This window comes from Streptomyces sp. NPDC014995 (assembly GCF_043080745.1).
GTDB lineage: Bacteria > Actinomycetota > Actinomycetes > Streptomycetales > Streptomycetaceae > Streptomyces.
This window is the reverse complement of sequence record NZ_JBIBVX010000017.1, coordinates 96,053-117,810: the sequence shown is the minus strand read 5'-3', so window position 1 is coordinate 117,810 and position 21,758 is coordinate 96,053. Positions and strand designations below refer to the sequence as shown.

Below are 21,758 nucleotides of genomic sequence, written 5' to 3'. Positions count from 1 at the left end.
CCCCTCGTAGTACATGCGCGCCGCCGAACCTGCCGTCGCGGTCAGCCAGTACAGCATCACGTCGGTGAGCAGGACGTCCCGGTCGACGGTGCCTGTTCGCCCGCCGCGGCACCACGTTCCAGCGGACCAAGACGTGGAAGGAGTCGCCCGACCCGGAGCGCGACGCCGAGCTGGACCGGATCGAGGAGGTGCTGGAGCGTTGATCTGACCGGGTGTTCGCGTTCGATGAGTTCGGGCCGCTCGGGATCCGGCCCACCGCCGGGTGGGACTGGGCCGAGCAGGGCCGGCCCGAGCGGCATCCCGCGATCTACCACCGCACCCACGGGTTCGCCAACTTCCACGGCTGCTACTCGGTAGGCGACGACACCTTGTGGGGAGTCAACCGCAGGAAGAGGGGTGCCGCGAACACCCTGGCCGCGCTGAAGTCGATCCGGGCAGCCCGCCCGGATGGCGCCCCGATCCACGTGATCCTGGACAACCTGTCCGCCCACAAGGGCGACACCATCAGGCGCTGGGCGAGCAAAAACCGAGTCGAGCTGTGCTTCACCGCGACCTACGCGTCCTGGGCCAACCCGCTCGAGACGCACTGTGGGCCGTTGCGGCAGTTCACCGTCACCAACTCCAACCACCGCGACCACACCGCACAGACCCGTGCCCTGCACGCCTACCTGCGCTGACGGAACGCCAACGTCCGCCATCCCGATGTTCTCGCGACCCAGCGCAAGGAACGTGCCCGCATCCGCAGCGAGAAGGGCCTCCGCTGGGGCGGCAGACCACTACCGACCGCGGCGTGACCACCCAACCCGGCACCGCTAGGAGTTGGCGGCCTTTGCCAGGACGCGGGCGAGTTCGCGGGGGCGGGTGGCCATCGGCCAGTGGCCCGAGTCGAGGTCCACGTACTCAAGGTGGGCAGCGCGGGCGAGTTCAGGACTCTCACCGGCCGCGATCCACTCCTCGGCCTGGGCGGGGGTGAACTCGGGGCAGACAACCACAACGGGGACGTCGAAGCGGCGCTCGTTGGTCAGGCGTACGACTCCCCTGGCGACCGCCTCTGGGACAGGAACGGCGGCGGACTCGACGCGGTCCCGGGTCTGCTGGTCCAGGTCGGCGGCGTCCGGGCCCTCGAAGGGATCCCAGCCCGGGAAGGGCATGGCGCCGCCCTCGATCGCGAAGTGATCGGCGTAGGCCCGCCCATCGGCGGCGGGGAAGCCGCCGATCAGGGCGACCTTGGCCACCTTCTCCGGTCGTGCGTCGGCGGCCAGCCAGGCCAGGGTCGCGGCTGCGTAGTGCCCTACCACCAGGGGCTTTCCGGGCGCCGCGTCAACTGCGGCAAGCACTGCTGCCAACTGGTCGTCAAGCGTCGCGGAGGCGGCGCCGTCGCCCTGGCCTGGGAGGGTGAGCGGCACGGGGTGGTGGCCGAGCGCGGTGAGTTCGGGTACGACGTCATCCCATGCGGATCCGTCGAGCCACAAGCCAGCGATGAGCAGGATGTCCAAGGTGGTTCTCCCGGAGAGGAGTCTGATCTGGTTGCCGGCACGCTACCGGGAGTGTCCGACACCGGGCTCCGGGCATAGTGCGATCTTCGAAAACGGCGGCTCGACCCGACCCGACCCGGCGCACCTACGCGGTCACAGCACTAGGGCGGCGGTTCCAGCTGCGTCCCCCGCCACCCGGTGGCAGTGGGCAAGGCATCGATGGGTGGTGAGGCTGTCGGGGTGGTCCGGTCCCAACGCCCGCTCCTGGCCGGCTAGTGCTCTGACCGCATAGGTTCGCCGGGGTGGCGACGTCGATGCTCGGACCGGCTGGACTCGGTGTGGGAAGAATTTGAGCGGTCGCGGAGCCGATCAAACTAGGCTCCCAACATGTCTGGTCCGACGTTGGTGATCGAGTTGGCGGAGCCGCTCTCCCTGGCTGCGCTGCGGGAGTTCCACGCGTTGATGGTGGGGCTCTCCTCCCACTTCGACGAGAAGCGGCCCGGCTTCTTCGACGTCAAGGTGCCCGCAGAGCGACTGGGCGTCGAGGACAGGCGAGAGAAGGACTGGCGAAAGCCGTTCCCGCTTCCACTCCTCGGCAACACCATCGCGGACGAGGAGCTCACAGCCCTGGTGGGATTCAATCCGCAGCGCGAGGACTGGCGTCGGCCCTTCCTGGTCTACTTGATGGGGCCGGGTGTCAGCGACGAGAGCACCTTCGAGGCTGAGCACGCGGACGAGCCCGAGGTGGAGGCCATTCTCGGCTTCAGGCCGACCCATGCCGTCAATGTCAGCGCCTGCTGCAATCGCGAGATCGACCACGTGACCACGGCCCTGCTGACCGCCGCTGTCATGGACGTCATCGGAGGCGTGGCCAAAGCCGAGCTGCTGGACGGACAGGCGTCGGTCGTCGCCGGCCTTCCTGGGGTGTCGGGGATCGCGGACGACGACTGGATGGCGCTGGGAACGGCGGAGTTCCTGCGGGCCTGGGTTGGGCACCCCGCCTTCCGGCTGGTCAAGTAGCCCAGACAGATCCGCGGCGGAAGTGGTGCTGTGACCGGGAACGTTCGCCATGTTGCCTGATCATGCGGCGAGAGCGGGTCGGCCGCCCCAGCGGATGCCTTTCTCGCTGCGGATGCGGGCGCGTTCCTTGCGTTCGGCGGCCAGGACGTCGCGGTGGCGGGCGTTGGCGTTGCGCCAGCGGAGATAGGCGTGCAGGGCCCGGGTCTGCACGGTGTGGTTGGGGTGGTTCGAGTTGGCGATCGTGAACTGCCGCAGCGGTCCGAAGTGCGCTTCGATCGGGTTCGCCCACGAGGCGTAGGTCGGAGTGAAGCACAGCTCGACCTTGTGTTTCTCCGCCCAGCGACGGATGTCGGCGCCCTTGTGGGCGGACAGATTGTCCAGGATCACGTAGATCGGTGCACCGTCCGGGCGGGCGGCGCGGATCGATTTCAGCGCGGCCAGCGTGTTCACGGCTCCCTTCTGGCGCCGATTCACGCCCCACAGACGATCGTCGCCCACCGAGTAGCAGCCGTGGAAGTACCGGACTCCGTGGGTGCGGTGGTAGGTAGCTGGCAGCCGGTCGGGACGCCGTTGTTCGGCCCAGCCCGCGCCCGCGGTGGGCCGGATCCCGAGCTGGCCGAATTCGTCGAAGGCGAAAACCCGGTCCGAGAAGCGGTCCAGGACGTGCTCGATACGGTCCAGCTTCGTCTCCCGTTCGGGGTCCGGGGACTCTTTCCAGGTCTTGGTGCGATGGAAGGTGACGCCGCGGCGGGCGAGCAGGCACCGTAACGCCTCACGGCCGATGCGGATCACCCGGCCGTGCACTTTGCGCAGGTAGGCGACCAGCTTGCGCAGCGACCAGCGGGTGAACGGCTGGCCGAGCTTGACCGGGCGGGTGGTGGCCGTCGCGATGACGAAGTTTTCGTCGTCATCGCTGAGTTGGCGGGGACGGCCTCCCGCCCACCGAGGGTCCAGGCAGGCCAGGCCCTTCTCATTAAACGTGTGGATCACATCGCGGACGGTGTCCTCGTCGGCCTGCACCAGCTGGGCGATTACCGGTACCCGGTTCCCGCCGGCCGAGGCCAGCAGCATCATCGCCCGCCGGTAGCGAACCGAACTGGTGCTGCCCCGGCGCACGATTTGCTGCAGCTTCTGCCCCTCCTGGTCGGTCAGTCTGCGCACACGGACGGGCTCGGGCACCGCGCCTCCAGCGGTCGGATCGGACGTCACCGCACATCCAACCGCTACAACCGCCGACCCGGCGAACCTAGGCGGTCACAGCACTAGCAACTCGGCAAGGGCGGTCACAGTTCCGGCCGCATCCCCCGCCATCGCCCGCCAGTAGGCAAGGCATCGACGGGTATGGCGGGTATCGGGGTGGTCCCGGACCGAGGACCTGCTCCCGATCGGCCGGCAGCCCGGCAAGAGCGGCGGCGCCTTCAGCCGCCTCCCGGCCTTCCCTTTCCAGACCGCCAGGTTGTGCCGGGGTGCGGAGGCTGAGTGGGTGGTGCGGTCCCCAGGACCCGCTCCTGGTCAGCCACCTTCAGCCTGACGGTCCCGCGCTGCCCGAGACAGGAACCGAGCGGCGCTTCACGTAACGACAGGGCACATGTTGCCTGATGCGGCACTGGACGGCCGAGCGGCTGCGCGCGCTCGTGGAATGACCGGCCCCGCCGGGTGGGTCAGCGGGCGATGAACGGCTCGGTCAGGTGCGGGGTCGCGAGGTAGAGGGTGCTGGCGGCCCGGCTGTGGAGCACCTGTTCCCTTGAGGCCCTTGCCTGCTCTGGGTTCATCTCGTGGGCGTAGGCGAGTTCGGGGTGGAGCAGCTGGATCGCGTGCACGAGCACGTCACCGGTGACGGCGACCAGTTCACGCCCGGACGCGACGAGCACGCTCTGGTGCCCGGGCGTGTGACCGGGCGTGGCGAACACGCGCTCGCCGCTGCGCAGCGGGGTGTCGCCGTCAAGCGGCCGTAGCTGATCGGTCTTCCGGAGCGGGTCGATCACAGCGGACCGCAGCTGCGGGTTGACCTCCTCGATCGCGTCGAGTTCGGCCTGCTGCAACAGGTATTCGGCGTTCGGGAAGAACGGCCGCGCCTGCTCGCCGACGACGGCCCAGCCCACGTGGTCGGTGTGGAGGTGCGTGAGCACCACGGTGTCTACTTCAGATGGTTCGATACCCGCGGCAGCCAGCGAAGCCGGGAGCACCCCGGGCACGGGCGCCCACGAGGCCGCCGGGCTGTCGGCCGGGCCGATCCCCGCGTCGACCAGCGTCACGCCCTGGTCGCTGCGGATCGCGAACGCGCGGAACTGGAGCCGCCAACGCCCATCGGCGTCGCGCGCGCCGGGATCGAACTGGTCGGCCGCCGCCCACTGCTCGGAGGTGGCGCCGGGAAACGCCTCCGACCTGGGGGAGAAGAAGGGGCCCGCGCCGTCGGCGAGCGCGATGACGGTGTACGGTCCGACCTGAATGGAAGGGGGCATCCCACAGATGGTGCCACCGGCGGGCGGCCCACAACCAGACGGGTTGCCCTGTGTCCACTCCAGGTCGTGGGCGCCTCGCAGAACCGGTAGACCTCGACCTCGTCCATGGCTCGGGCGTCGGCCGTTTCCGCCTCATTGAACACGCGTACTTCTTTCAGGACCACAAGCCTGCCTCCCCCGCAGATAGTGCCGTCATTTCTCCGTTCTGGCACAGATCTTGGGGAACGGTAGCGCTGGGTCACCGGGGTGTTCGATTGCGAGGCTTTGCAGCTTCGAGTGAGACCGCGTACGCCCTGCCGCCTGACAGGACAGAGTGACGCTCCGTCAGGTCTAGGACGGTCTTCGTCGTGGTCGGCTGTTGTCGGTGACGGTGCTGGTCATGCAAACCGACGCATCGCTCTGGGACTCGCTCGTGTTCGACGGGATCGACGACATGAACGTCGAAGCGGTGACCGCTGCCTTCGGCACGGTCGAGTTGGTGCCGAGAGGCCGCCGGTCGGCCAGCTCAGCGGGTCCGGACTGCGGTCGCTTCTCGGGCCGGGCGCACGACTCCTCTCGGCGCAGGTTGAAGGATCTTCCGCTCGATGGGCAGAGCGTCGTGATCCGGCTGACGGCCCGGCGTTTCCTCTGCGGCACGGTGGACTGCCCACGCCGTACGTTCGCCGAGCCGTTCACGCAGCTGACCGCCCCCTACGCGCGTTTCACCACGCGGCTCAACCACATACTGGAACGCATCAGGCCCTCACTCGCCGGACGGGCCGGCGCCGGGCTGACCAACTGGGCCTGCATGCAAGGCGGATGACGTTGCCGCGCAGGGTCATGGCACTGCCTGATCCGCAGTTCAGCACACCCTGGCGACGCATGGGTCCGCAACCGACAAGGCTCCCGCTACCGTTGAGCGAGGTGTTGGACGTCTCAACCCGCATGCACAGAAGCCCTGTTGGTGCCCTACCCTGCCGCACTCGACCTCGCCATGCCCTGGCCGAGTGGGTAACCATGCCCATCGTCACCCGCGAGGGGTGACCGCCGCCACAAGCTCCCGCCGCACCAGCGTGCCGGGCCGGCCCGTGGGGGACGACACCCCTCGTTGGTTCCTAGTACTCCAGCCGTAGATCGTGATCCACGGTCTGTGCCGATTGGGTTGACCAGTTGGTTGCCGCGATGGCATCGCGTGCGATGTCGGTGACGGAGCGGCCGTCGGTGGGTACCCGTGCGACCCATGGGGGCGCGGTGGCTTCCAGATGTTGGGCCATGGCGGTGCTTCGGGTCACGTGGGCGTCGAGTTGGCTGCCGATCTCTCGGGTGCCGAGGCGCTGCTGGGCGGTTGTTTCGTCGGCGGTCAGGAGTACCGCGGTGATGCGGGGTGTGCCGCCCATGGCGCGGGCGATCAGGTCGGGCTCCAGAACGGAGACGGTGTTGGTGTAGATCAGCCTGCGGTATCCCAGAGCGGCGTAGTTGCGCCAGAGCGCGGCGAGGTTCGCCTCGGTCATCTTTGTGCGGGCGGGGTCGTCGGCCGGGGCGGGGAATGCCTGGTCCAGGTTGTCGCCCTCGACCAGGCAGTGGGCGATGCGCAGGGCTTGGAGTTGTGCGGAGATCTCCCAGCCGACCGTGGTCTTGCCGACCCCGGCGCGGCCACCGATGAGCAGTGCTTCGTATGCGGCGGTCGGCACAGGTGGTCTCCTTGCGTTCGCAGGGCCGATGACGTCTGAGGCGACATGGGTGCGGCCACCGTTGATCATCGGTGTGTGAAGACAAACGATCATGCGGTGGCCGCAGGTCACAGCGTAGACCCTGGCCGCTGGCAGGAGGCGTTCGACGGCCTGATGGGCCGGATCGCGGGTCGGTTCGCGCGGGTCGAACCCCGTCTTCGAGTACGGAAGTTGATGCTCGGCCTGCTGTCGGACCTGCCGCGCAAGAACTGCTGGGCCATCGCCGAGTGGGCCGGGGAGGCGACTCCGGACGGCATGCAGCATCTGCTACGGCGGGCCAAGTGGGATGCCGACCGGGTGCGCGACGACGTGCGCGGCTACGTGGTGGACCACTTGCACGACGATCAGGCGGTGCTGGTCGTCGACGAGACCGGGGACGTGAAGAAAGGCACCGGCACGGTCGGCGTCCAGCGCCAGTACACCGGCACCGCCGGAAGGATCGAAAATGCCCAGGTCGCTGTTTATCTGGTCTACGCCGGTCGGCGCGGGCACGCCGCGGTGGACCGGGAACTGTACGTTCCGCGTTCCTGGACCTCCGACCCCGCCCGCTGCCTTGCCGCCGGACTCGGCAAGGAGACGTCATTCGCCACCAAGCCAGAGCTGGCCGCCCGCATGGTCGCCCGGTTCCTGGACGCCGGCCACCAGGCCGCCTGGGTCGCGGGCGACGAGGTCTACGGCGGCAACCCCACTCTGAGAGCCGTGCTGGAGGAACGCGGCACCGGCTATGTCCTCGCGGTGGCCTGCTCGCACGAAGTCACCACCGGCGCAGGGAAGTACCGCGCCGACGCCCTGGCCACGAAGGTACCCAAGCGGGCCTGGCACAAGCTCTCCGCAGGGACCGGGGCGAAGGGCCACCGCTTCTACGACTGGGCCGTCATCGACCTCGCCGACCCCGCCCCCGGCAGCCGCCAGTTGCTGATCCGCCGCAACCACACCACCGGCGAACTCGCCTACTACCGCTGCTACTCACCCCGCCCGGTGCCGCTGGCCGAGCTGGTGCGCGTTGCGGGATCAAGGTGGCGGGTGGAGGCGATTCGAGTACGAGAGCTCCCGTGCTGCTCAGCACTGCGGCCTCACCTTGAGTGTCGCCCAGATCCCGAAACAGGGTCAGGGCATTCTGGAGCAGCTCTGTGGCAGTGGGATGGTCGCCACACAGCCTCCGCATTCGGCCCAGATGGTGCAGGGCGCCGGCTTCACCGATGCGGTCGTCGATAGCGCGGTACAGAGCCAAGGCGTCCGTGAGTAGGCTGTCCGCTTCGGGCAGGTCTTTCATGGTGTACCGGACCCGCCCCACATCTCGTAGGGTGTTGGCTTCGCCGAGGCGATCGCCGAGAGTGCGGTACAGAGCCAATGCCTCTTCCAGCAGGTCGCACGCAGTCGGACAGTTCCCGGACAGCAGCCGTAGTTGCCCCAGGATCTGCAAGGCGTTGGCCTCGCCGAGGTGGCTGCCGAGGGAGCGGCAGAGGCTCAGTGCCTGCTCCGCGGGAGCAATTGTCAAGACCTGTGGATCGATCTTGGCCAGGCCGCGGTCTCGATGGGCGGCGTGACTGATTGTTGATCTTCTTCTCGTTCGAGGTCCGCGCAAAGCGTCGCCCGAATGAGGAGGCGGTGGCTGCCCGTGAAGACGTCGGCCCGTCCTGGTCCCTTCCCTCAACCCACCCGTACGGCCAGTCGGCCGATCAGACAGTTCGTCGGTCGGCTGCCGGTCAGTCAGCGGGCAGGCCGAACCAGCGCAGGAGTACGGGTCGTGCGTCGTCGGGGGCGTCCTCGGGCCCGCGGGCGTAGCGCCCGAGCAGGGCCAGATAGTCGTCATGGAATGCGTCCAGCTCACCCTTCGTGAGGTGGATGAGGCTGCGTGAACCCCGCATCCAGCCTTCGGACTCCGCCTGTGCGGCGGTGAACTGCCGGGCGAGCTCGACGTCCTCCTCCATCCTCATCCGGTCCAGCTCGGCCGACATGGCGCGCTCGGCCTCCGTCAGCTCGCCCTGCGGCGGTCTGCGGATGTCGAGCCCGCGCACCCCGCGCCACCAGCGCTCTCGCCCGGTGGAGCGCTCGGGGATGTCCTCGATGAGGCCACTGCGCTCCAGCATGCGCAGGTGGTAGCTGAGCGTCCCGGTGTTTTCGCCGAGGGCGGCGGCCAGCGTGGTTGAGGTGGCCGGGCCTGCCGCGCCGAGGTGGCGGAGGATACGCAGGCGCAGGGGGTGCGAGAGGGCCTTGAGTATCTCGGGGCTGTCGACCGTGCGCCGCCCTGTGGCTTCCGCTCTTCGCTCGTTCGTCATGGCGGCAGTCTATCCAGATAACAGCGTTTTCTCTGCAGATCTTTCTCTGCAGAGACATCTCTGCAATGCTGTGGCGTATGACGCCGAACCGAGTGACCTTGAATCGCACAGTGCGCCGCTTCACAAGTGCTGCTGCGGGGGCCCTACTTGCCGGGCTCGCCCTGGGCGCCGCACCCGCGCATGGAGCTGAACGGGCCGCGGATCTGCCCGAGTTCGACTTCTCCGCCTGCCCGGCCGTCGATGAGCTGCCTGCGGGTGCCGACCCCGGGACCTGGCGCTGCGAGGTCATGCACGCCACGGGGCATCTGCGCATGGGCGCCATCGACGAGCCGCTCACCGAACCTATGAAGATCACTTTTGCGGAAGGCCGTGTGGACGGTGAATTCCGCCAGGTCTTCGGGGAGATGACCGCTGCGCCAATCCGGGCGGGAGGAACCCCGTTGACCCTGACTCCGCAGTACGGCGGCTACTCGGACTTCCTGTCCGACGACACCCGGCGCGGCGAGTTCGACATCAAGTTCGCCATAGGCTCGGCGCACGGGCTGCCGGCCCTGCCGTGGTCGGGCTGCTCGGTGGGCAGCGATGAGGACGCGGTCCACCTGGTACTCAAGGACACCGATCCCACCCGGGTGATATCCAGGGACCCCCTGGTCGTCGCCTTCGGTGCCAAGGACGCGGAGTTCGCCGCCCCGGACACCAGTGGCTGCGGCCCCCTGAGCCGCGCGCTCGACCGGGCCCTGGGCCTGCCGTCCGCAGCGGGGGCGAACGCCTTCGACATGGATGTCACGGTGGCCATCCGACCCTACATGGAGACCGGTTCGGTTGAGTGATTGTCAATACCTGTGAGCCAGTTGAGGTGGTTCAGGCCGCGTGAACCTCGGAGCATTCTACGAGGCGGCTGCGCTCGAAGCGGGCTCCGGCCCCGACGAGGGCGACGAGGGGAGGTGCGTTCACGGCCCGCCAGCGGACTTGGGCGGACTCGACGAGCTTGAAGACCATCGCGAGGGTCGCCGCCCGGGAGCCGGCGCCCTTCGTGACCTTCGTCCGTAGCCGCACGGTCGCGAAGGTCGACTTGATGGGGTTGGTGGTCCGCAGGTGGATCCAGTGCTCGGCGGGGAAATCGTAGAACGCCAGCAGCTCGGCCTCGTCATCGACGATCTCTATAGGGTGTTGCACAAGGGCTGCGTAGATCGCCCAGCGAGTCACTCGCTAGATCAACGAGCGCCGTCAGTCGCCAGGAAGCCGGACAAATCGAAGCGGCCGACAGTCTGGATCACGGCGGAAAATCAGCGCTGATCCCGTTCTGAAACACCCTTTAGGCTGATGGAAGCCGTTACGGACCACCATGCGCTGCCCCTTATCGTTGCGCTCGTCCGCCAACTCGGCTATGTAGCGCTGACTTCAGCCTCCAGCGCGGCCGCCAACATGCGGCGGGCCCCCTCGCGGACGATTTCGTCGATCAAGGATCCCTGCGGCGTGGTGCCGTCCTCGTTGACTACCGTAAGCACGGGCGTGCCTTCCCGACCGACGCGCCAACGTCGGCCTTGCTCGATGACCTATCGATCGATCCATCGGGAAGGTACGCCTCCTTCCGTCAGGCCGATCCACAGGTATTGAGCATTGCTCTCCGCGGCAGCGGCGGCTGCGGAATACTTGCCCGTCAGGCGCCACAGAACGTTGCCCGGGCGGAGGCTGTCGGACAGTTGGCCGTCGGCGGTCTCGGCTGTGTGTTGGTAGTAGTCCAGCAGCCGGTGCATGGACTCTTGCCGCTCACAGTCGGGATCGTTTCGGGTGGCCAGTGTGCGGGTGTATTCGCGTACCAGATCGTGCAGGCGGTAGCGCCCTGGGGCGGGTTCTTGAATGAGGTGATCGATGTAGAGAGCTTCCAGTCCCTGGCGGGCCTGGGCGCGGGAGATCCCGGCGAGGGCAGCGGTGGCGTAGATGTCGGTGTCGGTTCCGGGGTGTAGTCCGAGGCGGCGGAAGAGGCGTTGGTGCCCGGAGGGAAGATCGCGGTACGACATCTCGAAGGCGGCGGCCACCGCGCGGTCGCCGCCCTGGAGTTCGCTGATCCGGTCCTGCGTCCGGTGGAAATCGTTGGCGAATTCGACGAGGTTCCACTCGGGGTGGTGGGCGAGTCGGCCGGCGAGCAGGGCGATGGCCAGAGGCAGATAGCCGCACAGGCGGGTGAAATGCAGCTCCGCCTCCTGTGAGGAGAGGGTACCGAGGGGAAGCGGTTCCGCACCGTCCAGCGCAATGAGGCGACGGCGGCTGGTGATCAGGACAAGGCTGCCAGCCATGCCCGGCAAGAGCGGCTCGACCTGCGTGTGGTCGGCGGCGTCGTCCAGAACCAACAGCATCCGTCGGCCCGCGAGATGGTCCCGCCATAAGTCAGCGCGTGCTTCCAGGTGGTCGGGTATACGTGCCGGATCGACTCCGACACTGCTGAGCAGAGCGGCCAGTACGTCGGCTGGATCAGCGGGCTGCTGGCCGGGATGGTGTGCGTTAAGGCGAACAAAGAGCTGACCGTCGCTGAACCGATGCGCAAGCTTGTGGCAGTGTGAATAACGAGAGCGGTTTTCCCCACTCCGGGCATGCCGTCCACGGCGTGGATGGCGACCGCTGAGGCCGATCCAGCTGTTTCCATGAGCCGGGCCACCTCACGTTCTCGTCCGGTGAAGGCGGCGACATCCCGCGGCAGGGTCCGCAGCGCGGCAACCGGCGCCGGCGAGGTGACAGTGCCGGGTCTGCCCCGCAGACGCTGGCGCTGGGCCCGGGCCCAACTGCTCTACAATCGCACGAGTGCCCGCACGAGATCGGCATTGTCTGCGCTGGGCACTTTCGCCTTACGCGCATCCTCGCTCAGCCACTCGCCGATCCGCTGGTTGTTCAGCTCAACGCCGTAGGGGCTTTCGCAAGTGCGCGAGTGACGCCTCGACGTGAATAACCCTTGCCCATTCGGGATTTGGCCTGCCGCTCCAGTGTACGCAGCGCCTCCTGCAAAGCGCGGGACTCAGCATTCATCCGATCCCTCCGGCAGCCAAGGCGCCCGCCCACCGCCCGCCAAGTAGTGCAGCGGGCACCCGCCTGAACTGCACCGTAAGGCAGATGCGCCCGTTCTGCCCTGTCTTTGAGATACCCCAACTGTCCGGCCAGCAGCCTTACGTCAACCGCCCGGCTGCGGAGCCGGACACGTCACGCAGTGGGGGCGATCATGAACAACAAGGCAGGTACCCGTAGGCAGACCGCCCGGCGTCTGGGAAGCACGGCACTGTTCAGTCTCGTCCGCGGCGCGGGAACCGCCCTGGGCTCTGCAATCACGGCTGTGATCATCTGGTGGCTGCAAAGCCGCTAGCCGCGTGCGCTCGTGATGGGGGCCGTCAGCTTCATGACGGCCCCCTTTTTTCAGTTGCGCACGGCAGGGGCTTGACCAGGGTTCCGGTCTGGCCTGGAGATTTCACGGTGTTGGGCGTCCTGGATGCTGATCAAATGAGTAGAGAGTGCTCCTGACCTGGGAAGCTGGACTTGCTGCCGAAGGCACCGTCCACTGCGGGAGAGAAGGCACTCACCAGGTGAAGCGTGCTGCTCTGTCCCCCGCGTGATCGTGTCCAGGCCCGGGGCGTCGGCGGTGGCCTCGCAGGCCGGGGGGTGCTGCTGGTCGAGACGGTCCGCAAGACGGGGCGCCCCGGCTGCTCAGGAGGGGGCGGGCGCCAGGCCGGCGTCGTCAAAGGGTGGGTAGCTCTCGTTGCTCATTCGCCCGGCCGCATCGATGTAGCCGGCAAGCGCGTTGCGGGATTGAGCAAGCCTCTCCATCTGATCGTCCAGTCGCTGCAGCCGTGACCGCATCGCGGCCAGCAACTCGGGACACCCGAGCAGCTCCGGGGTCTCTCCCACCGCACAGGGCAGCAGGTATGCGATGTCCTCGGAGGACAAACCCGCGTTCAGCAGGTGCCGGATCTGATTCACCCGCAGCACGGCCTTCTCGTCGTACTCGCGGTATCCGTTCACGCCACGGTCTGCCTCCAGCAGGCCCTGGGCCTCGTAGTAGCGCAACTGATGGGTGTTGGCGCCCGTCCGGCGGCTCAGTTCCCCGATACGCATCGAAACCTCACTTGACCTTCATACCGGTATCAACGTTGACGATGCTGCCATGAACAACAACCCCGAAACACCCGTGACAGTCATCGGACTCGGCCTGATGGGCCAGGCACTCGCCGGCGCGTTCCTGAAAGCCGGGCATCCCACAATCGTGTGGAACCGTACGTCCTCCAAAGCCGACCAGCTGGTGGCCGAGGGGGCGCGGCTGGCGCCGACGGTTGACGACGCACTCAAGGCAGGTTCTCTGACGATCATCTGCGTCACCGACTACCCGGCCATGCACGAGCTGCTCGGCGCGAGCGATATCGAGCTGGACGGCACGATGTTGATCAACCTGACCTCGGGCGACTCGGCCCAGGCCCGGGAAGCCGCCCAGTGGGCCGAGCAGCGAGGCGCCCATTACCTGGACGGCGCCATCATGGCCATCCCGCCGGCGATCGGGACCGCCGAGGCGGTGATTCTGCACAGCGGGCCGCAGTCGGACTTCGAGGCACACAAGTCGACACTCGACGCGCTCGGCACCGTCACCTACCTTGGCGCGGACCATGGGCTGGCGTCCCTGTACGACGTGGCCGGCTTAGCCATGATGTGGAGCGTCCTGAACGCCTGGCTCCAGGGCACCGCCCTGCTCAGGACGGCCGGTGTTGACGCCGCGACGTATGCGCCGTTTGCGCGGCAGATCGCTGCCGGTGTGGCCGAATGGCTGCCTGGATATGCCAAGCAGATCGACAGCGGCCTCTTCCCGGCCGAGGTGTCGGCCCTGGAGACCGACGCACGGGCGATGGCACACTTGATCGAGGAGAGCGAGGCGGTGGGCGTCAACTCCGAACTGCCGAAGTTGATCAAGGCGATGGCCGACCGCTCGATCGCCGCCGGACACGGTGGAGAGCAGTATCCCGTGCTGATCGAGGAGTTCAGCAAACCCCGCAACGACTGACTGATCCCGAATCCCGACACCGGGCCAAACCATCGTGCTTTCGCGTGGCGAGCTGTCCGGATCGTGATCACGAACACGGGAAATGCCTCTGCCCAGCGAGAAGGAGGATTGTCGCGATCCTTGTTCGCGCGTGGTGCGGAGGCACTTTCCAGGTGAAGCAGCGTATCGGTTCCTACCCACGTGTCCGTGTCGAGGGCGGCGGTCGTGGGGTGGTGGCGCAGGCCGGGGCCGTACTCCTGGTGGAGACGGTCCGCAAGACCGGCCTGGATACGGTGATATCGCGGGCCCTGGCGCCATGACGCAAGCCGCGGGCGGTGCACGATCCGCGCAAGATTCTGCTGGATGTGGTGCCCTGGCCGTGGCGTTGGGCGGGGACTGTTCGGCCGATGTGGGCCTGCTGCGGGCCGAGCCGGCCGTGTTCGGGCCGGTGGCCTCCGACCCGACCATCTCCCGGCTGGTCGACACGCTCGCCGCGGGCGCGAAGCGGAGCCCTGGCCGCGATCCGCACTGCCCGGGCCGAAGTACGCAAGCCCACCTGGCAGTTGGCTGGCCATCGGGCGCCGAACGCCGACGGGCAGGTGACCGTGACCAAAAGCGTGCGCCCTCGTCCGTGTCGGTCAGCTGGAGACGCAGGCGAGGACCAGAGCGCGGCGCAGCCCTGGAGGAACCACGCCCTGTTTCAGACCATCGGCCAGGACACGTCCGGCGCACACGCCCGGATCCTCGTGGAAGTTGCCACGCAGGCGGAGAAGCATCCGCGCCGCTACAGCGGGGTCAACAGAGTCCTCTGGATCCGTAGCCGCCCTGCTCGCGCTCCACGGTGGTGCCGGCACAACGGGGGGCGCGCTGGTGTGGTGGTTCACCGGCAGCGTCCCGGTGTACGACCCGAAGCCGGAGGACCTTTCCGGCCCATCCGACGTCTTCGGTAAGACCTTGTGGAGAAGGGCCTGCGGGGAGCCGTGGCGCTCGAGGAGGCAGGTGACGGCGGGGTGGTCCGGGCGTGGGCCGGGGACGCGTTCGAGGCTGGGGTGGAACTGCGCGAGCAGGCCGCGGATGCGGTCGGACGTGCGGGTGGCGGGTGTGCGGCATGGTGCGGGCCGCGTCCGCGATCACAACGGCGTCCTTGGCGTCGACGCCGTATCAGCGCCATGGCCGCCCTCATCGCCGTTGTTCTTCGACTTGACGGTCGCGTATCCGTGCTGTCTCTTTCACGGCGGATCCGAAGAACGTTACAGACCAGTCGTCCGGTGGTGAGGGACTGGCACTGATCCGGTGCCGGAGGGAATGATCAGGTCGCATGGGATCACGGGGACGCTGGGGGACACGCGCCGTCATCGCCGTATGCGTGGCGGCCGCGGTGTGGCTGCTGGTGACGGCGGTGCGTGATGGCTGGGGTGTCGCCGACCCGGTGGCGAGTGTCTTCGGATCGGCGGCGGGACTGGTCGCCCTGGTGGTCTCCTTGCGGGCGGTCCCCGGCGCACCGTCGGCCGCGACCAGCCGTCCGGCGCCGCCCGAGGTGCCGGAGTGGTGGGTGAACAGAGACGAAGCGGCTGCCGTCAGCAAGGCCGTCCGCAGGCGTACTGGGCGCTGGGGCAGCAGCGCTCCGGTGGCGATCACAGCTGGGTTGCACGGGGCCGGCGGGTTCGGCAAGACCAGTCTGGCGAGATACGTGGCCGCCCAGCGTTCGGTGCAGCGCCGGTTCCCGGGCGGCGTTCACCTGATCACCATGGGGCGGGAGGTGCGCGGCCGTGCGGCCATCGCCGCGAAGGTCGCGGAGGAAACCCGCCTGATCACCGGCGACACCACCGAGAGCGGTTCGGACCCCGAGCGCGCCGGAGCCCATCTCGGCACGCTCCTCGCCGGGCGGCCGCGCACGCTGCTGATCATCGACGACGTGTGGGAACGAGAGCAGCTCACCCCGTTCCTGCGGGGTGCCGAGCGGTCCTGTGTCCGGTTGGTGACCACGCGCAGGGCCGATGTGCTCCCGGCCGCCGCGGTGCGGATCGAAGTCGACCGTATGACGGTGGAGCAGGCCCGGCTCCTGCTCACCCACCGCCTCCCCGCCCCGCCGCGGCGCGAGGTGGTGGAGGAACTGGTCAAGGCGACGGGACGATGGGCGCTGCTGCTGGGCATCGCGAACAAGTTCCTCGCCGATCAGACAGCCACTGGAGCCGATCCCACCGCCGCGGCCAGGACGCTCCTGCGGCGGCTGCGCGCTGACGGTCCCGCTGTCCAGGACCCCGACGGCACCCTCGACCTCAACAACCCCGACCAGCGCAACACCGCCGTACGGGCCAGCATCCGCGCCGCCTCGACGCTCCTGCCGCACGAGCAGGCCGAGCAGCGCTTCAACGAACTCGGGGTTTTCGCCGAGGACGAGAGCGTGCCCATCGACCTGGTGGCGGCGCTGTGGCACGCCACCGGCAATCTCGACGAGACCGCCACCCGCGCCCTGTGCAAGCAGATGGCCGACCTGTCGCTGCTCGGCATCGATACCACCGTGGCCGGCGGAGCCGTCACTGTCCACGACGTCGTCCGCGACTACCTGCGTACGGAACTGGGGCCCGCGGGGCTGAGCACCGCGAACGCCGCTCTGCTCGACGCCGTCGCGGCCTCCCTGCCCGCAGCCGAGGACGGAGCGGTGCCGTGGTGGCGGGTCACGGCCGGCTACCTGCTGGACCATCTCATCGAGCACTTCCTCGACGCTCGCCGTTCCGCACAGGCACTCACCCTCGCAGGGGATTTCCGGTGGGTCCGCGCGCGCCTGCATCAGCGTGGGCCCACCGCCCCCTGGCGCGATCTCGACCGCCTGGGAGCTCCGGCCCAGCCCCTCGCCCGCCAACTGGCCCAAGCCGCCCACCTGCTCACCCCCACCACCCCGCCGCACGCCCTCGACACGGTCCTGCGCAGCCGCATCACCGGCGCACCGCACTGGCCCGCCCGCCCGCTTCCCGCCGGCACTCCCGCCCTCGTCGACCGCTGGCCTCCTCCGGACCTGCCCGACCCTGCCCTGATGCGCACCCTGACCGGCCACCGCGGGCCGGTGTACGCGGTGGCGTACAGCCCGGACGGTGCCCGCATCGCCACGAGCAGCCGCGACACGACTGTACGGATGTGGAGTTCCGCCACTGGGGAGACCCTGCACACCCTGACCGGCCACCACGGGCCGGTACGCGCTGTGGCCTTCAGTCCCGACGGCCGCCTGCTGGCCACCGGCGGCCGTGATGCGACCGTACGGATCTGGGACGCGGCCACCGGCCAGGCAGTGCGTACCGCGAGGGGGCACGACGGGCCGGTCCTCGCCATGACGTTCAGCCCGGACGGCTCGCTCCTGGCCACCGGCAGCAGCGACACGACGGTGCGGATCTGGGATCCGGCGACCGGCGAGGTGCTGCACACGGCGACCGGTCACGGGGGCCTCGTGTCCGCAGTGGCGTTCAGCCCGGACGGCTCGCTCCTGGCCAGCGGCAGTGCGGACGCGACCGCACGGATCTGGGGCGTCGGGGCTCTCGGCCCTGACCGCAGGCCGGGAGACGGGCCTGCCACCGGTGTCCGGGCGCCGCGCGTGCTGACCGGACACCGCGGGCCGGTGCGCGCGCTGGCGTTCACCCCTGACGGTTCCCGCCTGCTCACCTGTAGCAACGACCGCACACTGCGGATCTGGGGGCCCGGTGGGGAGGAGGTCGTACACGATCTGTCCGGGGTGGTGCGGGCGGCGGGCTTCAGCCCGGACGGCTCCCGCCTCGCCACCGGCAGCCATATCGCCGTGGTGCGGATCTGGGACACCACCACCGGCCAGGCGGTGCACACCCTGACCGGGCATCGCGGGGCGGTGCTCACGGTGGCTTTCGACCCGGACGGCGCTCGCCTTGTCACCGGCGGAAATGATCGCATCGCCCTGGCGTGGGACCCGACGTCCAGCGGCACACCGGTGCCCCTGACCGGCCGGACCGACCAGTTGCACACGGTCGTCTCCAGCCCGGACGGCTCCTGCGTCGTCACCAGCAACCGCGACACCGCTGTGCCGGTCTGGGACCCCGTCACCGGCGAGATCACACGCACCCTGCGCGGACACCGGGGCGCGGTGCTGGCGGTGGCGTTCAGCCCGGACGGCACCCGTCTGGCGACCAGCAGCAGCGACAGGACACTGCGGTTGTGGGACATGGCCACCGGCGAGACAGTACGCACCCTGCGGGGACGCACCGACCAGCTCCACGCGATGGCATTCAGCCCGGACGGTGCACGCCTGGCCACCGGCAGCAGCGACACGACGGTACGGCTCTGGGACCCCTCCACCGGCGCCATGGTGCGCATGCTGAACGGTCACCGCGGACCGGTGCGCGCGGTGGCCTTCAACCCCGACGGCACGCTCCTGGCCACCGCCAGCCACGACGCGACGGTACGGCTCTGGGACCCCTCCACCGGCGCCATGGTGCGCACCCTGGCCGGCCACACCGACCAGCTGCACACGGTGGCCTTCAGCCCGGACGGCTTGCTTCTGGCCACCGGCAGCAGCGACACGACGGTGCGGATCTGGGACCCGTACACCGGGGCCATGGTGCGCATGCTGAACGGTCACCGCGGGCCGGTGCGCGCGGTGGCCTTCAGCCCCGACGGCTCCTGCCTCGCCACCGGCGGCGCGGATGAGACCGTACGGATCCACGCCCCCTCGAGCGGCGAGGTCCTGACCATGATGCGCACCGACAGTGGCGTGTGGTCGTGCTCCTGGTCCGCGGACGGCCGGGCGTTGTTCGCGGGGACGACGGCGGGGTTGTTCGGCTTCGACTACATGGCTGCCTGATGCGGCGAGAGCTCGGTGATCCGTTCGTGCGGCTATGAAGGTGGTCGCTGGTCCAGCGGCTGGATCAGCAGGGCCTTACCCGTGGTTCAGCAAGGCCTTACCCATGGTTCAAACGGACTCGTGGGGCACCTGGAAGCCGTTCACCCGCATCGTCGAGCGCACCTTCGAGCGCACCTTCGGCACCATCAACGCCCTGCTCTGCCAGCACCTGCCCGGCTACACCCCAGCCACCCGTGCGGGCCTCGACGAAGGCGTAGAACCGGTACACCGCCTGCGCCCTCTGCCCGCACCCCGCCGCCGGCCCCCACGCCGTAAACCCGCACACCGCGAGACGGCTCACCAGGCTCATCCACGAAAGCCCAAAAAATATCGGACGGTGATGTCGAGAACCCGTGGCCGGCTCCGTCCCCGAGGTGAACGCGACCACAATGGGTCGCACCAGCACCGAGGAGATACACGATGGCCAAATACTTGCTGCTCAAGCACTATCGCGGCGCTCCGGCAGCGGTCAACGACGTGCCGATGGACCAGTGGACGCCGGAGGAGATCTCGGCGCATGTGCAGTACATGAACGACTTCGCGGCCCGGCTCGAGAAGACCGGCGAGTTCGTCGACGGTCAGGCGCTCGCCCCCGAGGGGACGTGGGTCCGGTACGACGGCGAGGGACGCCCGCCGGTCACCGACGGCCCGTTCGCCGAGACGAAGGACCTCATCGCCGGCTGGATGGTGATCGACGTCGACAGCTACGAGCGCGCCGTCGAGCTGGCCGGGGAGCTGTCGGCCGCCCCCGGGGCGGGTGGGAAGCCGATCCACGAGTGGCTCGAGCTGCGCCCGTTCTACGGCGTGTCGCCCACCATCACGGAGTGACCTCATCCATGGACGGGGCCCTGCTCCGGAGCCTCACACCGAGCGTGCTCGCCATCCTCGTCCGCCGCGGAGCCGACTTCGCGGCGGCCGAGGACGCCGTGCAGGACGCGCTGGTCGAGGCGGTCCGCGTCTGGCCGGCCGACCCCCCGCGGGATGCGACGGGCTGGCTGGTCACCGTGGCCTGGCGCAAGTTCCTCGACCGGGCCCGGGCGGACGCCGCCCGCCTCCGACGTGAGGACCTCCTCGACCAGGAGCCGGCGCCCGGGCCCGCGCCCGCGGTGGACGACACGCTCCAGCTCTACTTCCTGTGCGCCCACCCGTCGCTGACGCCGTCGTCCGCGGTCGCGCTCACGCTGCGCGCCGTCGGCGGGCTGACCACCCGCCAGATCGCCCAGGCCTACCTGGTGCCCGAGGCAACCATGGCGCAGCGCATCAGCCGGGCCAAGCGCACCGTCTCCGGCGTGCGGTTCGACCAGCCCGGCGACGTCGCCACCGTGCTGCGCGTCCTCTACCTGGTCTTCAACGAGGGCTACTCCGGCGACGTCGACCTCGCCGCCGAAGCCATCCGGCTCACCCGGCAGCTCGCGGCCGCCGTCGACCACCCCGAGGTGACGGGGCTGCTCGCCCTCATGCTGCTCCACCACGCCCGGCGCGCCACCCGGATCGCGCCCGACGGCAGCCTGGTACCGCTCGCCGAGCAGGACCGCAGCCGGTGGGACACCGAGCTGATCGCCGAGGGCGTCGAAATCCTCCAGGCGGCCCTCGCCCGCGACCGGCTGGGCGAGTTCCAGGCCCAGGCCGCCATCGCGGCACTCCACGCCGACGCGCCCACCGCCGAGGAGACCGACTGGGTGCAGATCGCCGAGTGGTACGACGAGCTCGCGCGCCTGTCCGACAGCCCGGTCGTCCGGCTCAACCGCGCGGTGGCCGTCGGCGAGGCCGACGGACCGCGCGCCGGGCTGGCGGCACTCGCGGCGCTGGACGACTCACTGCCCCGCCACGCCGCGGTGGCGGCGTACCTCCACGAGCGTGACGGCGACCTGGCGACGGCGGCACGGCTGTACGCCGAGGCGGCCCGCAAGGCACCCAACCTCGCCGAGCGCGACCACCTGACGCGCCAGGCCGCCCGGCTCAACACCCTCCGACATCGCTGACGACACCGAGGGCGAGACTTGGCGCCGAGGCTGGCATCCTGCCCGGTCGAACACGAGGTCGACGCTGTCGGGCTCGGTCAAGCGATGTCGCCTGGTCCCCGCAGAACCGACACGGGAGGGGAGGGTGGCGGCGTCCAGGGGCCGGCGGGCGGCGCACGGTCACTGGACGCGGCATTCCGCCGCCGGTACACCAACCCGGCTGGCACGCACCAGGGTTGCGTCCTCGCGCGGTCATACTCACGGAAGGCCGGGCGCTGATCAGCGGGCGGAACGTGTGCGCTAGATTTTGCCTCTCCTTGACCGCGATCACTCACGATCCCTCACGCTACGGAGTCGGCAACCCCATGAGCGACATCGTCAACGGACTCGGGCGGGCCACCGCATACGGTGGCCTGGGACTGGTCCTATTGGTCCTCGGGATCGTCCTGGTCGACGTGCTGACGCCTGGAAAGCTCGGACGACAGATCTGGGAACAGCGCAATCGCAACGCCGCCATGGTGCTCAGCTCCGCACTGCTCGGTATCGGTGGCATCGTGTTCACGTCCATCTGGACGACGTACGAGGACTTCGGCAAGGGGCTGGTCTCCACCGCGGCGTTCGGGCTGCTCGGGCTGGTGATGATGGCCGTGGCGTTCCTGGTGGTGGACCTGATCACGCCAGGGCGCCTGGGTGCGACGCTGGTCGAGGCAGAGCCTCATCCCGCGGTCTGGGTGACGGCGTCCTGCAACCTCGCTGTCTCCGCCATCATTTCGGCGTCCATCTCCTGAAGCCGCTGTCCCTGCGAGACGGCCCAGGACAACACGCCGTGGAGGGTTCCTGCTCCACGGGGGAAGCGGCGTCAGCATGTATGCCGTCTGATGCCCTGAGAGTAACCGTGACCTGGGCCTTCGCGGCCAGGCAGCGGTGTGGCCAGTAGAAGGCGTTCTCCGGTTGGGGCAGCACAGCCGCCCCAGCCGAAG

15 protein-coding genes and 6 pseudogenes are annotated in these 21,758 nt (G+C 69.0%); 11 read left to right on the top strand and 10 right to left on the bottom strand.

From position 1 onward, the window contains the following. Positions 1-71 precede the first annotated feature (71 nt). Positions 72-794: pseudogene (locus ACF1A1_RS30670) on the top strand (transposase); the annotation flags it as partial. Positions 795-812: 18 nt separating this feature from the next. On the opposite strand, the gene ACF1A1_RS30665 reads toward ACF1A1_RS30670, so the two are convergent. Next, the gene (locus ACF1A1_RS30665) at positions 813-1,496 is read right to left on the bottom strand and encodes an alpha/beta fold hydrolase (protein ID WP_392004257.1); all 684 of its coding nucleotides are present in this window, start codon (positions 1,494-1,496) and stop codon (positions 813-815) included. Positions 1,497-1,862: 366 nt separating this feature from the next. Between ACF1A1_RS30665 and ACF1A1_RS30660 the strand changes: the two genes are divergently transcribed. After that, positions 1,863-2,495 (top strand): DUF6368 family protein, encoded by a 633-nt coding sequence (locus ACF1A1_RS30660; protein WP_392004256.1) that lies wholly within the window; start codon positions 1,863-1,865, stop codon positions 2,493-2,495. Between the two features lie 60 nt (positions 2,496-2,555). Here the strand turns inward: ACF1A1_RS30660 and ACF1A1_RS30655 are convergent, their stop codons facing one another. After that, positions 2,556-3,674, bottom strand: a complete 1,119-nt coding sequence (locus tag ACF1A1_RS30655; protein ID WP_392004255.1) for an IS630 family transposase — start codon at positions 3,672-3,674, stop codon at positions 2,556-2,558. A 482-nt stretch (positions 3,675-4,156) separates the two neighbouring features. Then, entirely contained in the window at positions 4,157-4,957 is an 801-nt protein-coding gene (locus ACF1A1_RS30650) for an MBL fold metallo-hydrolase (RefSeq protein ID WP_392004254.1), read from the bottom strand. A 364-nt stretch (positions 4,958-5,321) separates the two neighbouring features. On the opposite strand from ACF1A1_RS30650, the gene ACF1A1_RS30645 reads away from it, so the two are divergent. Next, positions 5,322-5,759: a transposase family protein gene (locus ACF1A1_RS30645; RefSeq protein WP_392004253.1), complete on the top strand. Its 438-nt coding sequence runs from the start codon at positions 5,322-5,324 to the stop codon at positions 5,757-5,759. 292 nt (positions 5,760-6,051) lie between these two features. On the opposite strand, the gene ACF1A1_RS30640 is transcribed toward ACF1A1_RS30645, so the two are convergent. After that, the gene (locus ACF1A1_RS30640) at positions 6,052-6,627 is read right to left on the bottom strand and encodes an AAA family ATPase (protein WP_392004252.1); all 576 of its coding nucleotides are present in this window, start codon (positions 6,625-6,627) and stop codon (positions 6,052-6,054) included. Positions 6,628-6,780: 153 nt separating this feature from the next. Between ACF1A1_RS30640 and ACF1A1_RS30635 the strand changes: the two are divergent. Continuing rightward, positions 6,781-7,701: pseudogene (locus ACF1A1_RS30635) on the top strand (IS701 family transposase); the annotation flags it as partial. A gap of 190 nt (positions 7,702-7,891) precedes the next feature. Here ACF1A1_RS30635 and ACF1A1_RS30630 read toward each other — a convergent pair. Beyond that, a pseudogene (locus tag ACF1A1_RS30630) lies at positions 7,892-8,479 on the bottom strand (tetratricopeptide repeat protein); the annotation flags it as partial. Beyond that, complete coding sequence (locus ACF1A1_RS30625) at positions 8,373-8,945, bottom strand: ArsR/SmtB family transcription factor (protein ID WP_392004251.1); 573 nt, start codon at positions 8,943-8,945, stop codon at positions 8,373-8,375. The gene ACF1A1_RS30625 and the pseudogene ACF1A1_RS30630, both read right to left, overlap by 107 nt. A 77-nt stretch (positions 8,946-9,022) precedes the next feature. Between ACF1A1_RS30625 and ACF1A1_RS30620 the strand changes: the two genes are divergently transcribed. Then, positions 9,023-9,775 carry a hypothetical protein gene (locus ACF1A1_RS30620; RefSeq protein ID WP_392004250.1) on the top strand — a complete coding sequence of 251 codons (753 nt, stop codon included), beginning with the start codon at positions 9,023-9,025 and terminating at the stop codon, positions 9,773-9,775. A gap of 31 nt (positions 9,776-9,806) precedes the next feature. Here the strand turns inward: ACF1A1_RS30620 and ACF1A1_RS30615 are convergent. The 3 genes and pseudogenes from ACF1A1_RS30615 to ACF1A1_RS30605 all read right to left on the bottom strand — a co-directional run. Further along, a pseudogene (locus tag ACF1A1_RS30615) lies at positions 9,807-10,106 on the bottom strand (transposase); the annotation flags it as partial. Positions 10,107-10,501: 395 nt separating this feature from the next. After that, on the bottom strand, positions 10,502-11,302 hold the full coding sequence (locus ACF1A1_RS30610) for a hypothetical protein (protein WP_392004249.1): 801 nt from the start codon (positions 11,300-11,302) through the stop codon (positions 10,502-10,504). Between the two features lie 1,333 nt (positions 11,303-12,635). After that, entirely contained in the window at positions 12,636-13,043 is a 408-nt protein-coding gene (locus ACF1A1_RS30605; RefSeq protein WP_392004248.1) for a MerR family transcriptional regulator, read from the bottom strand. Positions 13,044-13,092: 49 nt separating this feature from the next. On the opposite strand from ACF1A1_RS30605, the gene ACF1A1_RS30600 reads away from it, so the two are divergent. Both ACF1A1_RS30600 and ACF1A1_RS30595 read left to right on the top strand, forming a co-directional pair. Further along, positions 13,093-13,977: an NAD(P)-dependent oxidoreductase gene (locus ACF1A1_RS30600; RefSeq protein WP_392004247.1), complete on the top strand. Its 885-nt coding sequence runs from the start codon at positions 13,093-13,095 to the stop codon at positions 13,975-13,977. Positions 13,978-14,129: 152 nt separating this feature from the next. Beyond that, positions 14,130-14,564 (top strand): annotated as a pseudogene (locus ACF1A1_RS30595) (transposase); the annotation flags it as partial. 354 nt (positions 14,565-14,918) lie between these two features. On the opposite strand, the pseudogene ACF1A1_RS30590 reads toward ACF1A1_RS30595, so the two are convergent. After that, positions 14,919-15,108, bottom strand: a pseudogene (locus ACF1A1_RS30590) (IS110 family transposase); the annotation flags it as partial. Positions 15,109-15,274: 166 nt separating this feature from the next. Here ACF1A1_RS30590 and ACF1A1_RS30585 point away from each other — a divergent pair. The 4 genes from ACF1A1_RS30585 to ACF1A1_RS30570 all read left to right on the top strand — a co-directional run bounded on the left by ACF1A1_RS30585 (position 15,275) and on the right by ACF1A1_RS30570 (position 21,566). Then, entirely contained in the window at positions 15,275-18,778 is a 3,504-nt protein-coding gene (locus ACF1A1_RS30585) for an NB-ARC domain-containing protein (RefSeq protein ID WP_392004246.1), read from the top strand. A 459-nt stretch (positions 18,779-19,237) separates the two neighbouring features. Beyond that, entirely contained in the window at positions 19,238-19,645 is a 408-nt protein-coding gene (locus ACF1A1_RS30580) for a YciI family protein (protein WP_257537232.1), read from the top strand. 8 nt (positions 19,646-19,653) lie between these two features. Beyond that, positions 19,654-20,799, top strand: a complete 1,146-nt coding sequence (locus tag ACF1A1_RS30575; RefSeq protein ID WP_392004333.1) for an RNA polymerase sigma factor — start codon at positions 19,654-19,656, stop codon at positions 20,797-20,799. Positions 20,800-21,143: 344 nt separating this feature from the next. Further along, positions 21,144-21,566: a DUF350 domain-containing protein gene (locus ACF1A1_RS30570; protein WP_392004245.1), complete on the top strand. Its 423-nt coding sequence runs from the start codon at positions 21,144-21,146 to the stop codon at positions 21,564-21,566. Positions 21,567-21,758: the final 192 nt, after the last annotated feature.

Bases quoted from the DNA above. Each gene is read 5' to 3' on its own strand.
- ACF1A1_RS30660 (WP_392004256.1), top strand. From the start codon at position 1,863: ATGTCTGGTCCGACGTTGGTGATCGAGTTGGCGGAGCCGCTCTCCCTG.
- ACF1A1_RS30580 (WP_257537232.1), top strand. From the start codon at position 19,238: ATGGCCAAATACTTGCTGCTCAAGCACTATCGCGGCGCTCCGGCAGCG.
- ACF1A1_RS30605 (WP_392004248.1), bottom strand. From the start codon at position 13,043: ATGCGTATCGGGGAACTGAGCCGCCGGACGGGCGCCAACACCCATCAG.
- ACF1A1_RS30570 (WP_392004245.1), top strand. From the start codon at position 21,144: ATGAGCGACATCGTCAACGGACTCGGGCGGGCCACCGCATACGGTGGC.
- ACF1A1_RS30610 (WP_392004249.1), bottom strand. From the start codon at position 11,302: ATGCTGTTGGTTCTGGACGACGCCGCCGACCACACGCAGGTCGAGCCG.
- ACF1A1_RS30575 (WP_392004333.1), top strand. From the start codon at position 19,654: ATGGACGGGGCCCTGCTCCGGAGCCTCACACCGAGCGTGCTCGCCATC.
- ACF1A1_RS30650 (WP_392004254.1), bottom strand. From the start codon at position 4,957: ATGCCCCCTTCCATTCAGGTCGGACCGTACACCGTCATCGCGCTCGCC.
- ACF1A1_RS30600 (WP_392004247.1), top strand. From the start codon at position 13,093: ATGAACAACAACCCCGAAACACCCGTGACAGTCATCGGACTCGGCCTG.
- ACF1A1_RS30620 (WP_392004250.1), top strand. From the start codon at position 9,023: ATGACGCCGAACCGAGTGACCTTGAATCGCACAGTGCGCCGCTTCACA.
- ACF1A1_RS30585 (WP_392004246.1), top strand. From the start codon at position 15,275: ATGGGATCACGGGGACGCTGGGGGACACGCGCCGTCATCGCCGTATGC.
- ACF1A1_RS30625 (WP_392004251.1), bottom strand. From the start codon at position 8,945: ATGACGAACGAGCGAAGAGCGGAAGCCACAGGGCGGCGCACGGTCGAC.